The organism is Streptomyces sp. NPDC059371 (assembly GCF_042751995.1).
Lineage (GTDB): Bacteria > Actinomycetota > Actinomycetes > Streptomycetales > Streptomycetaceae > Streptomyces.
The window spans coordinates 19,927-34,404 of record NZ_JBHYXD010000094.1 but is presented as its reverse complement, the minus strand read 5'-3'; the positions used below and the strand labels follow the sequence as shown (position 1 = coordinate 34,404).

Here is a 14,478-nt window from a genome sequence, read left to right as displayed (position 1 = left end):
CGCATGATCGAGATCCGCAAACAGAACAAAGCCTTCGGACTCGGCTCCTACACCGAACTCCCCTCCTCCAACCCCGCCGTCCTCGCCTTCCTGCGCGAGGCACCGTCGGTCGAGGGCGAGGGGGACGACGACCTGGTGCTGTGCGTGCACAACTTCTCGCGCTTCGCCCAGCCCACCGAGCTCGACCTGCGCGAGTTCAACGGCAGGCACCCAGTCGAGCTCATCGGCGGCGTGCGGTTCCCGGCCATCGGTGAACTGCCCTACCTGCTGACCCTCGCCGGTCACGGCTTCTACTGGTTCCGGCTCCGGAAGGAATCCGTCTAGCGAGCCGTATTCCACGCAAAGGACACCGTCCGGAACCCAACCAGGGTTCCGGACACGGCCGTTGACGCCTGGTCACGCCGTGACATGCCCCTTGAATACCGGCGTTCGGCCCGGCACCCGCCAGATCCGGGCACACCCCCCGGAAGCCTCAACAGAGGCTGTCTCACCACCTTTAAACCACCTCAATGTCACGCTATGATAACGCGGCCTCCACACTTCATCCACACACTTCCCACCATGCACACACACCCCTAATCTGATCTTGGCCACCTCGACGGAGGCCACTCCCTGGGGGGGAGTTCATGGCATGCGCACAGCGCGGGAGTGGATGAGATTGTCCAGGCCAGGCACCGTTTTATAGCGGCTCTCCTTTTCGGCGGACCGGCACCCCGTACCGACGGGCGACCTCACGGTCGGCCGGCCTCCGACCCGACGTTGTGCGTGTCCTGTGAAGACCGCGGCGACGGGACGACCCGGGGACCCGCTCTGTCTCCCGGGTGAAGGGCCCGTCCTGTCGCCGCCCTCCTTCCGACCCGCACTCGGACACGGAAGTCCCGCGGACTCCGCGGCTCTTCCCCCAGACGGGCGCGGGGGATGCGCAAGCCCCTGAGCGGCATTCCCCGCGCCCTCCCCCGGTGGCTCGGCGACCGTGCGTTCCGCACTGCCCGCATGCCCGAACTCGTCCGCAGGAGAGAACAGTTGAAGCTGGCAGTACGCGGTGCGACGGCGGAACCCGCCGGGACGCCGGCCGCCGAGCGGCCGCCCGGGCGGCGTCGGCACTGGGTCCACCGGGTCCTCTCGGCCCTGCTGAGTCTCGTGGTCGTCCTGCTCACCATCGGTTTCGCCGTGGCGGCGGTCTCGGTCAAGTCCGGCGAATGGGAGGCCAGTTCGGTTCTCAGCGGCAGCATGGAGCCGAAGCTGCCGACCGGAAGCGTCGTGATCGCGCAGCGGGAGCCGGTGAAGTCGCTGAAGGTCGGTGACATCGTTATCTTTCACCGCCCGGACGAGCCGGAACGCCAGGTCGTCCACCGGATCGTGAAGATCACGCCCTCCGCGCAGGGTCCGGTGCTCGAGACCAAGGGCGACGCCAACCGGACCCAGGACCCCTGGCACGTCCGCCCCAAGGGCGACACCGCCTGGATCGTCCGTCACGACGTGCCGTACATCGGCTTCGTCGTCACCTCGATCCACACCGAAACCGGCTTCAGGGCGCTGCTCGGCGCGGCCGCCGTGCTGATCGTGGGCGGCACCGTCGTCCTGCTGTGGCGCCCGAAGAAGCCCACTCCACAGACCACCACCCCCTGAGGGCGACGGGATCCCTTTCCCGTGACACGACTCCGGGCGGCACCCGGCCAACGGGCCGCCGGGAGGCCATGTCGTGCCCTGGGCGCAAGCCCGAAGTCTCACCCATCCAACAGAAGGGCCCAACACCGTGGCCATTTCCGCCAAGAAGAAGACGATCGCGGCCGCCGCGATCGCCGTCGGCAGCCTCGCCCTCATCGGCGCCGGCGCCGGCGCCACCTTCACCGACACGGTCACCGCGCAGACGGACCTGCGCTCCGGCCACGCCGACCTCAACATCGTCAAGGCCGAAGGCGCCACCTCGGCGTACGACGGTGTCGCCCCGCACGCCACCTACACCTGGGGCGGGACCTCGGCCTGGAACATCGTGTCCGGCAACTACGCCGTGCTCGAGGGCGAGCAGCTCCTGGGCTCCTCCACCAGCCGTCTGGTCACCAACTTCACGGTCGAGAACGACGGCACCGCCGGTGCGGGCGTCGCGTTCGACGTCGTGAAGAGCGGCGACCTGGGCGGCGCCCTCAACGTGAAGGTGACGCGCGTCGACGCCGCCACCGACACGACCTGGCTGAACAAGGGCGCCAAGGCCACCTACCGGGTGGAGATCGAGGTCAAGAACCTCGACAACTCCTGGCAGAACCTGACCGGTTCGGTCGCCGTCAAGGTCACCGCCGCCTCCTGATCCACCCTCGCGTGAGTGGGCCGGAGCGGTTCCGACCGCTTCCATCGGCCGGAACCTCCGGCCCACCCCGCAAAAACGCCCTGGTCCAGTGACCACCGACCCGCCGTGGGATTGCCCTCCCGCGGCGGGTTCGGGCGCTGCGGCCACCCTACGGGTCCACCGGTCGGGCCGGGCAGATGCCCCCGCACGCCGGAGCCCCGCTCCCGAAAGGTCCTTCACATGGCCATTTCCAACAAGAAGAAGGCGGTCGCCGTCGCGGCGATCCTGGCCGGCAGCATCGGTCTGGTGAGCATCGGCAGCAGCGCCGTGTTCACCGACACCGTGACCGCCGAGTCCACGGTCAAGGCCGGCACGGCGAAGATCGCGATCCAGGCCGACGGCTGGACGATCGGCGACGACGGTCACACGGCCACGCTCGACGAGCCGCTGCTGATCAAGTCGTCGACGGACGAGATCGCCGTTCCGCTCAACAACTCGAACCTCACCGTCTGGAACCGCGGCGACATTCCGGTGACCTTCGCCCCGAGCGTGGCGCGTACCGGTGACCTCGACGTCCAGGTGTCGTTCGTCCGCACCGGTGGCGACACCGACGGGTCCGACACGGTCGCCCCCGGCCACTACGTCCAGTACCGCGTCGTCATCAAGGCCACGAACCTCGGCAACGAGTCCTCCGGCAAGACGGCCAAGGTCACGTTCCGCGTGAACGCCACCGCCTGATCCAGGCGCGTCCCGGGCGAGCCCCCAGCCCACCCGGTCCGCTCCGACCTCGCGTCGGACGGGCCGGGTGGGCCAAGGCGTTCACCGCCATGGCGCCCCTTCACCGGGGCGTAGACCCGACCCCAGCTCAATCAGAAGGGCGCTACACCCATGGCCATCTCCGACCGGAGAAAGATCGCGGCGGTACTCGTACTGGCCGCGGGCGGCATCGGCCTTGTCGGCGTGAGCAGCGGCGCCACGTTCACCAGCACCGTGACAGGGTCCTTCACGGTCGAGGCGGACTTCCCTCCCACCCCGACGCCCACACCCACACCCACTCCCACACCCACCCCGACACCCACGCCGACACCCACGCCCACGAAGACCGCCAGGCTGACGACCGGTGCCCTGAACTCCAGCGACTGGTTCACGAACGCCGCCCCGGTCTTCACGTACAAGAACAAGGAGATCGAGTTCACCGGGACCGCCGCCAAGATGGTCGGTGGCTTCACGGCGCGGAACACCGGTGACATCGATCTGTCGGTCACGGCCACCGTCACCCTGCCCTCCGACCTCGTCGGGAAGGTCACGGCGGAGGTCAGGCGGGTCAAGGGAACGGCCGTGCTGAAGGCGGCGGCCGATCAGCACGGCGACTCCGCGGAGTACGAAGTCTGGCTCACGCCCAAGAAGTCGGGCGACAAGCTCTCCAAGGACCACGCGAAGGACATCCGCCTCACCTTCGCCTACACCACCGCCTGACCCGGGCACTTCGGTCCGGTCCCACGCGGAACAGGCGGAGTGAACGGCGCACGGGTGTCCAGGTCTGGTGTCACACACCGGAATTGGACACCCTTGTGCCATGTCCGCAGGAAATCTCCTGGACCCACCCGACTGAAAAGGCCCCCGGGCGGGGCGGTTTCCACGGCTGCGCCCGGGGCACGCATACGTAACACCCCGACCCCGGGGAAAGGACGCGACCCATGTCGGAAGCCGTCACACGCACCGCGCCCCCAGGTCCCGGCCTTCTGGCGTCACTCGATCCCCTGCTGCGTGACTGGCTGCCGCGGCAGCGCTGGTTCGCCGGCAAGGGACGGCCCGTCACCGGCCTCTCGCCGGTCGCCGCCACCGAGTTGCTGCCGGCGAAGGGCCCGCTGGGCCTGTTCCACCTGCTGACGCGGGCCCATCAGCCGCCCGTGCCGGGCGCCCCGGCCGTCCCCGGCGACTGCTACCAGTTACTGATCGGCGTACGCGAGGCGCTGCCGCCGAGGCTCGCTCCGGCGCTGATCGGGCATCTGACCGAGGGGCCCCTCGCCGGACACACGGTGTACGAGGCCCTGTACGACCCCCAGCCCGCCGATGTGCTCCTGGAGGCCCTGCGCTCCCGGGCCCGCATCGGCGGGCTGCGCTTCGAGCGGGACACCGGGCGGGAGATACGGCCCGGTCTCGTGCCGCGGATGATGACCGCCGAGCAGTCCAACTCGTCCGTGGTGTACGGGGACACGTTCATCCTCAAGCTGCTGCGCCGGATCGTTCCCGGGATCAACCCCGACCTCGAACTGCCGCTGGCCCTGGCCCGCGAGGGCTGCGCCCGGGTTCCGGCACCCACCGCCTGGATGCGGACCGAGCTGTCCGGGCAGTCGTACGTCCTGGGCGTGCTCCAGCCGTTCGTGCAGGGCGCCTCGGACGGCTGGGAGCTGGCGCTGCGCGAACTGGCCAAGGGCGAGGACTTCGCCGCCGAGGCGCGGGCCCTCGGGCGGGCCACCGCCGAGGTGCACACGGCGCTGGCCCGCGCGCTGCCCGTGGTGACCCTGGGCAGCGCCCAGGTGCGGCAGCTCGTCGAGGCGATGACCGAGCGACTGGACGCCGCCGCGCGTGCGGTGCCCGTGCTCCGGCCCCACGCACCCGGGTTGCGGACCGCGTTCGAGGCGCTGGCCGGCCTGTCCGCCGAGGGCCACACGTGGACGGCCCAGCGCGTCCACGGCGATCTGCATCTCGGCCAGTGTCTGCGCTCCCCGGACGGGGGGTGGTCGCTCATCGACTTCGAGGGCGAACCGTCGAAACCGCTCGCGGAGCGCCGGATGCCCCAGCCCCCGGCACGTGACATCGCGGGCATGCTCCGCTCCTTCGACTACGCGGCCCACTCCGTGCCCCAGGCGCCGGGCGCGGCGTGGGCACCGGCGGAGTCCGGCTGGGCAGACACCTGCCGGGCCGCCTACTGCACCGGATACGCCGAGGTCAGCGGCCTCGACCCGCGCACGGATCCCGTATTACTGCGTGCCTTCGAGACGGACAAGGCGGTGTACGAGGTCGTGTACGAGGCCCGGCACCGCCCGGACTGGCTGCCGGTTCCGCTCGCGGCGGTACGGCGGCTGGCCACGTCCCCCTGATCCCCCCAGTGTCCTGCCCCCAGCTCACCCGCCCGAGGAGGCTCCGCCCGTGACGTCCCGCCCCCGGTCCGACGACACTCCGAAGAAGACCAGCGCGAACGAACCGGCTCCCGAAGACAGGAAGCCCGCCGGGAGGCCGGCGGCCGGCGGCGGTGTCCCCGTCGCGCCGACACATCCCGCCGGTCTCGGCCCGGCGGACCGCCGTGGGCTGCTCGACGGCACGCACCACGATCCGCACGGGGTGCTGGGCGCCCATCCGATACCGGACGGCGTCGCCTTCCGGGCCTTTCGCCCGTACGCGCTCGGGGTCACGGTCGTCACGGACGAGCTGCGCGCGGAACTGCGCGACGACGGGGACGGGTTCTTCTCGGGGCTGCTGCCGCTGCGCGCGGTTCCCGACACGTACCGGCTGGTCGTGGCCTACGAGGGGACGGTGCTGGAGACCGAGGACGCCTACCGGTTCCTGCCCGCGCTCGGCGAGCTGGACCTGCATCTGATCGGCGAGGGCCGGCACGAGGAACTGTGGCGGGCACTCGGCGCCGAGCCGATGGAGCACCAGGGCGTCACCGGAACGCGGTTCACGGTGTGGGCCCCGAACGCGCGCGGTGTGCGCCTGGCCGGCGGCTTCAACTTCTGGGACGGCACGGGCCATCCGATGCGGTCGCTGGGTTCCTCCGGAGTGTGGGAGCTGTTCGTTCCGGGGATCGGCGAGGGCGAGCTGTACAAGTTCGACATCGCCCGCCCCGACGGCTCCCGCACCCTGCGCGCGGACCCGATGGCCCGCCGTACCGAGACGCCGCCCGCCACGTCGTCGGTCGTCCACGCCTCCCACCACGAGTGGCGCGACTCGGAGTGGATGGAGCGGAGGGCCGACCGGCCGGCCCATGAGGCGCCGTTCTCGGTGTACGAGGTGCATCTCCCGTCCTGGCGGCCTGGCCTGACCTACCGTCAACTCGCCGACCAGCTCCCCGCCTACGTCACGGACCTCGGCTTCACCCATGTCGAGCTGATGCCCGTCGCCGAGCATCCCTTCGGCGGCTCGTGGGGCTATCAGGTCACCGGGTTCTACGCGCCCACCGCGCGCCTGGGCACCCCAGACGACTTCAAGTACCTCGTCGACGCCCTGCACCGCGCGGGGGTCGGCGTCCTGATGGACTGGGTGCCCGCGCACTTCCCCCGCGACGAGTGGGCGCTCGCCGAGTTCGACGGCCGCCCGCTGTACGAACACGCCGACCCGCGACGCGCCGACCACCCCGACTGGGGCACTCTCGAATTCGACTACGGCCGCCGCGAGGTCCGCAACTTCCTCGTCGCCAACGCCACTTACTGGTGCGAGGAGTTCCACATCGACGGCCTGCGGGTCGACGCCGTCGCCTCCATGCTCTATCTCGACTACTCCCGCGAACCGGGCCAGTGGGTCCCCAACGAGCACGGCGGCCGCGAGAACCTGGACGCCGTCGCCTTCCTCCAGGAGATGAACGCCACCGTCTACCGCCGCAACCCCGGTGTCGTCACCGTCGCCGAGGAGTCCACCGCCTGGGACGGCGTCACCCGGGCCACCCACCACACCGGCCCCGGAGGCTTCGGCGGTCTGGGGTTCGGGCTGAAGTGGAACATGGGGTGGATGCACGACTCGCTGGACTACGTGTCCCACGACCCGGTGCACCGCAAGTACCACCACGACGAGATGACCTTCTCGATGGTGTACGCCTACAGCGAGAACTACGTCCTGCCGATCTCCCACGACGAGGTCGTGCACGGCAAACGCTCGCTGGTCTCCAAGATGCCCGGTGACTGGTGGCAGCAGCGCGCCAACGTCCGCGCCTACCTCGCCTTCATGTGGGCCCACCCCGGCAAGCAACTGCTCTTCATGGGGCAGGAGTTCGCCCAGGGCGCCGAGTGGTCCGAGGCCCACGGCCCGGACTGGTGGCTCCTCGACCCGGCGTACGGCGCAGAGCCCGACCACCGTGGCGTACGGGACCTCGTCCGTGACCTCAATACCGTCTACCGGCACGAACCCGCGCTGTGGGAACGCGACACGGACCCGTCCGGCTTCACCTGGATCACCGGTGACTCGGCCGACGACAACGTCTTCGCCTTCCTGCGTCACGCCGCCGACGGCACCCCCCTGCTCGCCGTCTCCCACTTCTCCCCCGCCGTCCGCCACGGCTACCGCCTCGGCGTCCCGGAGGAGATCCCCGCCTGGCACGAGATCCTCAACACCGACACCGGGCGCTACGGCGGCGGCGATGTCACCAACCCCGACCCCGTCAAGCCGGAGCCCACGGGCCGGCACGGCCGCCCGGCCAGCATCCGGCTCACCCTGCCGCCCCTCGCGACCGTGTGGCTGCGGCCCGCCTAGGGTCCGTCCGACCGTTCCCGTCCGTCCGGCACGCGACGCGCCGCCCCGGTTCCCGGCGGACACACCGCCGGGAACCGGGCAGGGCCTCACTCCAGCCCGGTGCCCCGCAGCGAGGCGGGCAGGTCGCCGGTGTACAGGACGCCCAGCGCCTGGGTGGCCCTGGTCAGTGCCACGTACAGGTCGCTCGTCCCGTACGACGCGGGCTCGACCACCAGGACGGAGTCGAACTCAAGGCCCTTGGCCTGCCGGGGGTCGAGGAGGACGACCGTGTGGGTGAGGTCGGGTTCCCCGCCCGCCGTCACCCCGTCCAGCCGGCCGGCGAGCGCGGTGTGCAGGGCCCGCGGCGCGATCACCGCGAGCCGGCCCTCGGCAGGGGTCAGTTCGGCGACGGCCTTGGCGACCGCGCCGGGCAGGTCGTCCCCTGCCTCACGCGCCCAGGGCCGCACTCCGGTGGACCGGACGGAGCGCGGCGGCTCGAACCCGGGGCGCTCGGCCCGTACGACACCTGCGGCGACGTCCATGATCTCGGACGGGGTGCGGTAGTTGACGCCGAGCCGGGTGTGCTCCCAGCGGTCCTGCACGTACGGGGCGAGGATCTCCTCCCACGAGCCGACCCCCGCCGCCTCCGCGGTCTGCGCGGGGTCGCCGACGAGGGTCATCGACCGCGTGGGACTGCGGCGCATGAGCAGCCGCCACGCCATCGGCGACAGCTCCTGCGCCTCGTCCACGATGATGTGGCCGAAGGCCCACGTCCGGTCGGCGGCGGCGCGCTCGGCGGCGCTGCGGTGGTCGTCCTCCTCGTGCCGCTCGGCCATCCGCTCGGCGTCGATGATGTTGTGCGCGGACAGGATCTCGGAGTCCTCCTCGTCCTTGTCCTCGAACTCGTACGTCCGCGAGGCGTAGGAGACGTCCAGCACACCCTGCGCGTAGGCGATCTGGGTACGGCGTTCCCGGTCGGCCAGCGCGCGTGCGACCCGGTCGTCCTCGCCGAGGAGTTCGGCCGCCTCGTCCAGCAGCGGGACGTCCGCGGCGGTCCAGTCGCCGGCCCGGGTCGAGGGGCGCAGGATCGCCGTCGCGTCCTCGTCGGGGACGTAGCCGTACGGGTCGGCCAGGAAGTCGGCGACCAGCCGGCGCGGGGTCACTCTCGGCCACAACTGGTCGATCGCCGACCAGACTTCGGGGTTCTCGGCGAGCTCGTCGCGGATCTGGGTGATGTCGCTGGGGTCGAGGAGGTTGGAGCCGTCGAAGGGGTCCGTGCCGATGCGTTCGGCGAGCATGTCGGTGAGGGTGTTGAGGATGTGGCCCTCGAAGTGTTCGCGGGCCGCGTTGTGGGGCAGACCGGCGGCGCGGGTGCGGTCCCGGGCGACCTGGACGAGGCCCGCGTCGAGCATCAGGACGTCCCGGTCGTGCTCGATGGCGATCACCGGGTCGGGCAGGGCCTGCCGGTCCCGGACGACCTCGGCGAGGACGTCGGCCATCCGGGCGCGGCCCTTCACGGCGGCCGCCTCGGGGGTGTCGGCGGCGGTCGCGTGGACACCGGGGAAGAGTTCACCGACGGTGGAGAGCAGTACGCCGGTCTCGCCGAGCGAGGGCAGCACCTCGCCGATGTAGCCGAGGAAGGCCGGGTTGGGGCCGACGATCAGGACGGCCCGCTTGGCGAGCAGTTCACGGTGTTCGTACAGCAGATAGGCGGCGCGGTGCAGGGCGACGGCCGTCTTGCCGGTGCCGGGGCCGCCCTCGACGACCATGACGCCCCGGTGCGGCGCGCGGATGATCCGGTCCTGCTCGGCCTGGATGGTCTGCACGATGTCGCTCATCCGGCCGGTGCGGGCCGAGTTGAGCGCGGCGAGCAGCACGGCGTCGCCGGCCGGGTCCTCGTGGCCGGTGCGTTCGCGGTCGCCGAGGTCGAGGATCTCGTCGTGCAGGTCGGTGACGTGCCGTCCGGCGGTGCCGATGTGCCGGCGGCGGCGCAGGCCCATCGGGGTGTGCCCGGTGGCCAGGTAGAAGGGGCGGGCGACCGGGGCCCGCCAGTCGATGAGGATCGGGGTGCGCTCGATGTCGTCGGCGCGGATGCCGATCCGGCCGATGTGGTGGCTGACGCCGGCGGCGGGCGCCCCTTCCACGGGGGACAGGTCGATGCGGCCGAAGCAGAGCGAGCCGTCCACGGCGTTCAGCGCGGCCAGCAGTCCCGAACGTTCGGAGACCAGGACGTCCCGTTCGAGCCGGGCCTGCATGGGGGTGTTGCCCTGGGCGAGCGCGTCCTCGACGGAGGCCTCGGTGGAGCCGCGCAGGGCGTCCACACGCGTGTACAACCCGTCGATGAATTCCTGCTCACTTCGCAGTTCATCATCGGGGAATTCTGTGTGCGATCCCTTGTTTGACAATTCCGCTCCCGCCCGGATATACTGCGCCTACTGAACTTCTCCGCGACTCGAATCTTCGAAGTCGCGAATCATTGAATATACGCAGGGAAATCCCCCGGACGCAATTGTCCAGGGGATTTTTTGTGTGCCGGGTTCTCTGCCGGGTGGGATCAGAGCACGTCGGCCAGCTCCTGGAGCAGCCGTCGCTTGGCCCGGGCTCCGACCATCGACTTCACGGGCTCACCGGCGCGGAAGACCATGAACGTCGGCATCGACAGCACGCCGTACGCCAGGGTCGTCTCCGGATTCGTGTCGACGTCGAGCTGGACCACCTTGAACCGGTCGGCCTCCTCGAAGGCCAGCTGGCTGAGCACGGGACCCATCTGCCGGCACGGCGGACACCAGTCGGCCGTGAACTCCACCAGCACGGGCAGATCCGAGCCGATCACCTCCACCCCGAAGTCCGCGTCCGTCACCTCGGTCACGCCTGCCGCCCTGATCATCGCGTCCGCCCTCCCAGTTCGCACACAGGTTCCGGACCACCCGGGACCTCCGCGTCGGCCGCCAGCGCGTCACGTGCCCGCTCCGCCCGCGCGAGCTGCTCGCCGACCTGCGCGCGCACCGACCGCAGCTCGTCGATCAGCGAGTCGAGCTCGCCGAGCTTGCGCCGGTAGACGTCCAGGGACGCCGGGCACGCGTCGCCCTCGGGATGCCCGGCCCGCAGGCACTCCACGAAGGGCCGCGTCTCCTCCAGGTCGAACCCGAAGTCCTGCAGCGTCCTGATCTGCCGGAGCAGCCGCAGATCGTCCTCGTCGTACGCGCGGTACCCGTTCTCGCCCCGCCGCGCGGGGAGCAGCCCCCGCGACTCGTAGTAGCGCAGGGTCCGCGTGGTCGTCCCGGCCCGTGCGGCCAGCTCGCCGATTCGCATGTCCCCGACGGTAGTCCTTGACGCCGACGTCAAGGCAAGCGTCCGCGAGGGGGCGTCCCGGCGGGGGTCAGCGTGTGGTGCGCGGAAGCAGCGGCTTGCGGTCCACCGGGGACGACAGCACGATCGAGGTCGTCGTCCGCCCCAGCGCGGAGGTCTGTTCCAGGACGTCCTCCAGGTGGATGGTGTCCTCGACGGCGACCTTGAGGATCCAGCAGTCCTCGCCGACGACGTGGTGGGCCTCGGTGACCTCGGGGCGGGCCAGCAGTTCCAGCGTCCGGGGGTGCTTCAGCGTGTACCCGCCGTGCGGATCGACGCGGATGAAGGCCTGGATGCCGTAGCCGAGCCGGGAGGCCGACACCTGGGCGCCGTAGCCGGTGATCGCTCCGGTCGCCTCCAGCCGGCGCACCCGCTCGGCGACGGCGGCCGGGCTCAGCCGGACGCGGCGGCCCAGTTCGCTGAGCTTGATGCGGCCCTCGCTCTGGAGCAGTTCCAGGATCTGCCGGTCGAGCGCGTCGAAGCCCGCCGGTGTTTCGCCGGAGACGGCGCGCGGATGCCGTGTTTCTTTCGGTGCGACCGCCGGATCTCCCATGTCTCCCCCTTCGGTCCCGGCCTCTGCGACGGGAGAATTATGACCACAGGACGAAGCACCGTGAACGCCCGGCGAAACGGTGACCGGCGCGGGGAGCGGTACGCACGGGTGCACGCGGCACGGGTGCGGGGAAATGGGGAGGGCGACATGCGGGAGATCTGCGTCATCGGCGGGAACCGGTATTTCGGAAAACGTCTCATATCCCGGCTTCTGGCGGCGGGTGACCGGGTCACCGTCGTCAACCGCGGCTCGTCCGCGCCGCCCGCCGGGACGGTCCATCTGATCGCCGACCGCGGCGACGAGGAGTCCCTGGCGAAGGCGCTGGGGTCACGGGTGTTCGACGTCGTCGTCGACCAGGTCTGCTACACACCGCGGCAGGCGGAGATCGCCCGCCGGGTCTTCGCGGGGCGCACGCGCCGGTACGTGATGACGTCGACGGTCGAGGTGTACGAGTACGAGGACACGGCCGACCCGGTCGGCGAGGACGCCGTGGACGCCCGCACGGTCGCCGTCGATCTCGAACTCCCGTGGGACGAAGTGGAGTTCCTGGACGCGCACTACGGCGAGGGCAAGCGGCAGGCCGAGGCGGTGTTCGCGGCGGCCGGTCCCGCGTTCCCGTACGTGGCCGTGCGCGTCGCCCATGTGCTGGGCGGGGACGACGACTTCACCGGACGGCTGGAGCACTACGCCGACCGGATCCGCACCGGCGCGACCATCGCCGTGCCCGCCGTGAACCACCCGGCGACGTACATCCACGTCGAGGAGATCGCCGACTTCCTGTTCTGGACGGTGGGCGAGGACTTCACCGGCCCGGTCAACGCGGCCTCCCACGGGGCGCTGACCACACGGGAGTTGTGCGAGGCGATCGGCGCGCGTCTCCCGGACGGCAGGACGGTTCTGGAGGCCGTCGAGGTGGGCGAGGTCTCCCCCTTCTCCTTCCGCCGTTCCTACGGCATGGACAACACCCGGGCCGCGCGGCTCGGTTTCCCCTTCGGCGAGGCGCGGGCCTGGCTGCCGCGTGCCGTGGCCGAGACGCTCGGAAAGGACGACTGACATGCGGTACCGCACACTGGGCGGGCTCCGGGTGAGCGCGGTGGGGCTCGGCACGATGCCCCTGTCCATCGAGGGACGGCCGGACGAGGCGCGGGCCCTGGCGACGGTGCACGCGGCCCTCGACGCCGGTGTCACCCTCCTCGACACGGCGGACTCGTATCACCTGCCCGGCGGCGAAGCCGGCCACAACGAACGGCTCGTGGCCCGCGCCCTGGCGACGTACGGCGGTGACACCGCGGATGTCCTGGTGACCACGAAGGGCGGCCGCGGCAGACCCGCGGACGGCACCTGGACGGTGAACGGCTCCCCGCGTCACCTCAAGGCGGCGGCCGAGGCATCCCTGAAGCGACTGGGCCTGGAGGCGATCGGCCTCTACCAACTGCACAAGCCCGATCCGGCCGTCCCCTTCGAGGACTCCGTCGGCGCCCTGCGCGACCTGCTCGACGCGGGCACGATCCGGCTGGCCGGCATCTCCAACACCACCGCCGACCAGATCCGCCGGGCCCACGCGATCCTCGGCGACCGGCTGGTCTCCGTCCAGAACCAGTACTCCCCCGCGGTGCGCGACAGCGACCCCGAACTGCTCCTCTGCGCCGGGCTGGGGCTCGCCTTCCTGCCCTGGAGCCCGCTGGGCGGCATCTCCCGCAGCTCACTGGACGGCCCGTCCGGCGGCGGGACCACCGACGGTTCACGGGAGCGGTTCGGGGCCTTCCACGCGGTGGCCCGGGAGCGCGGCGTGAGCCCTCAGCGGGTGGCCCTCGCCTGGCTGTCGTCGCTCGCCCCCACGGTGATCCCGATCCCGGGCGCCACCCGCCCGGAGACCGCCCTGGACTCCGCGCGGGCCGCGGACCTGGTGCTGAGCCCCGAGGACCTGGCCCGGCTCGGCCGGTGACCCGGGCCGGCACGGGCACTCCGGGCGCCGGGGTCAGACCATGACCCCGGCGGACTCCTCCACCTCCAGCAGGGACGCGCTCTGCCGCTCCGCCTCGAACGCCTTGTGTCCGCCGCGCAGGCCGAACAGCCGTTTGGCGAGGGCGATGTAGAGGACGGCCAGGATGTTCAGGACCAGCGTCGCGATCTTCAGCCAGCTGATGTGCTCGGTGAGCTCGTAGATCTCCAGCGGGAGGAACGCGGCGGTGGCGACGACCGTCAGGTACTCCGCCCAGCGCTTGGCGTACCAGAGCCCGGCCGCCTCGACGATCTCGATCAGCGCGTACGCCAGCAGCAGGGCCGCGACCAGCAGCAGCGTGGAGTGCTTGTAGCCGAAGGTCTTCTGGATGGTGCCGACCACAGGCGAGTGGTCGAGGTCGTAGTGGAAGTGGCGGAAGACCGGCCTGAGGACGTCGAGGTACTCGTCGAACAGCCGGCGCACGGCGTCCTGGCTGTTGCTGAACTTCCACACGGCGGCCGCGACCAGCACGATGAACACCCCGCGCACGGCGCGCTCGATCGCCAGGAAGCGCAGGATGAACAGGTCGCGGAGCACCTTGCCGCGCGGGACCAGGGGCGCCTCCGCGGCCGGTCCGGCGCCGTGCGGGGCGCCGAGCGCGAAGTCACCGCAGCGCAGGCAGCGCCAGACCTCCCCGAGCGCGGTCTCGGCGTGCAGCCGCACCCGCAGACGCGGGTCGTCCGGCGCGTAGGTGATGTGCCCCTTGCGCGCGCAGGTGCGCCGGTCCCAGTCGATCTTCATGCTCGGTGTCCTCCGCAGAACGTGCCGTGGGGGGGGGGGGGGGGGGGGGGGGGGGGGGGGGGGGGGGAAGTGAAAGAAGAAGGCAGGGGGGGGGGGCGGGGCGGC

14 protein-coding genes are annotated in these 14,478 nt (G+C 71.2%); 9 read left to right on the top strand and 5 right to left on the bottom strand.

The features are described 5' to 3' along the window. The 7 genes from ACFXGX_RS34645 to glgB form a co-directional block, all read left to right on the top strand. The coding region (locus tag ACFXGX_RS34645; RefSeq protein WP_384799498.1) for an alpha-glucosidase C-terminal domain-containing protein at positions 1-324 on the top strand (324 nt) is incomplete at its 5' end. Positions 325-918: 594 nt separating this feature from the next. After that, positions 919-1,629, top strand: coding sequence for a signal peptidase I (locus ACFXGX_RS34640; protein WP_384799495.1), 711 nt, complete (start codon positions 919-921; stop codon positions 1,627-1,629). A 127-nt stretch (positions 1,630-1,756) separates the two neighbouring features. Further along, the gene (locus tag ACFXGX_RS34635; protein WP_384799492.1) at positions 1,757-2,305 is read left to right on the top strand and encodes a hypothetical protein; all 549 of its coding nucleotides are present in this window, start codon (positions 1,757-1,759) and stop codon (positions 2,303-2,305) included. 219 nt (positions 2,306-2,524) lie between these two features. Further along, entirely contained in the window at positions 2,525-3,022 is a 498-nt protein-coding gene (locus ACFXGX_RS34630) for a hypothetical protein (protein WP_384799489.1), read from the top strand. Positions 3,023-3,172: 150 nt separating this feature from the next. Beyond that, positions 3,173-3,760 (top strand): hypothetical protein, encoded by a 588-nt coding sequence (locus ACFXGX_RS34625; protein ID WP_384799486.1) that lies wholly within the window; start codon positions 3,173-3,175, stop codon positions 3,758-3,760. 221 nt (positions 3,761-3,981) lie between these two features. Continuing rightward, entirely contained in the window at positions 3,982-5,388 is a 1,407-nt protein-coding gene (locus ACFXGX_RS34620; protein WP_384799483.1) for a phosphotransferase, read from the top strand. 49 nt (positions 5,389-5,437) lie between these two features. Further along, positions 5,438-7,750: a 1,4-alpha-glucan branching enzyme gene (gene glgB, locus ACFXGX_RS34615; RefSeq protein WP_384799480.1), complete on the top strand. Its 2,313-nt coding sequence runs from the start codon at positions 5,438-5,440 to the stop codon at positions 7,748-7,750. Between the two features lie 86 nt (positions 7,751-7,836). On the opposite strand, the gene ACFXGX_RS34610 is transcribed toward glgB, so the two are convergent. The 4 genes from ACFXGX_RS34610 to ACFXGX_RS34595 all read right to left on the bottom strand — a co-directional run bounded on the left by ACFXGX_RS34610 (position 7,837) and on the right by ACFXGX_RS34595 (position 11,630). Then, positions 7,837-10,152 carry a HelD family protein gene (locus ACFXGX_RS34610; protein ID WP_384799507.1) on the bottom strand — a complete coding sequence of 772 codons (2,316 nt, stop codon included), beginning with the start codon at positions 10,150-10,152 and terminating at the stop codon, positions 7,837-7,839. Between the two features lie 131 nt (positions 10,153-10,283). Further along, positions 10,284-10,616, bottom strand: a complete 333-nt coding sequence (locus tag ACFXGX_RS34605; RefSeq protein WP_384799477.1) for a thioredoxin family protein — start codon at positions 10,614-10,616, stop codon at positions 10,284-10,286. After that, positions 10,613-11,041, bottom strand: a complete 429-nt coding sequence (locus ACFXGX_RS34600; protein ID WP_384799474.1) for a MerR family transcriptional regulator — start codon at positions 11,039-11,041, stop codon at positions 10,613-10,615. The genes ACFXGX_RS34605 and ACFXGX_RS34600 overlap by 4 nt, the downstream gene beginning before the upstream one ends. A gap of 67 nt (positions 11,042-11,108) precedes the next feature. After that, the gene (locus ACFXGX_RS34595) at positions 11,109-11,630 is read right to left on the bottom strand and encodes an Lrp/AsnC family transcriptional regulator (RefSeq protein ID WP_384799471.1); all 522 of its coding nucleotides are present in this window, start codon (positions 11,628-11,630) and stop codon (positions 11,109-11,111) included. Between the two features lie 147 nt (positions 11,631-11,777). Between ACFXGX_RS34595 and ACFXGX_RS34590 the strand changes: the two genes are divergently transcribed. Then, the gene (locus ACFXGX_RS34590; RefSeq protein WP_384799468.1) at positions 11,778-12,683 is read left to right on the top strand and encodes an NAD-dependent epimerase/dehydratase family protein; all 906 of its coding nucleotides are present in this window, start codon (positions 11,778-11,780) and stop codon (positions 12,681-12,683) included. A 1-nt stretch (position 12,684) separates the two neighbouring features. Then, positions 12,685-13,575 carry an aldo/keto reductase gene (locus ACFXGX_RS34585; protein ID WP_384799465.1) on the top strand — a complete coding sequence of 297 codons (891 nt, stop codon included), beginning with the start codon at positions 12,685-12,687 and terminating at the stop codon, positions 13,573-13,575. Between the two features lie 33 nt (positions 13,576-13,608). Here the strand turns inward: ACFXGX_RS34585 and ACFXGX_RS34580 are convergent, their stop codons facing one another. Continuing rightward, a complete protein-coding gene (locus ACFXGX_RS34580; RefSeq protein ID WP_384799462.1) occupies positions 13,609-14,373 on the bottom strand; it encodes a DUF2127 domain-containing protein in 765 nt (254 codons plus the stop codon). Between the last annotated feature and the right edge of the window lie 105 nt (positions 14,374-14,478).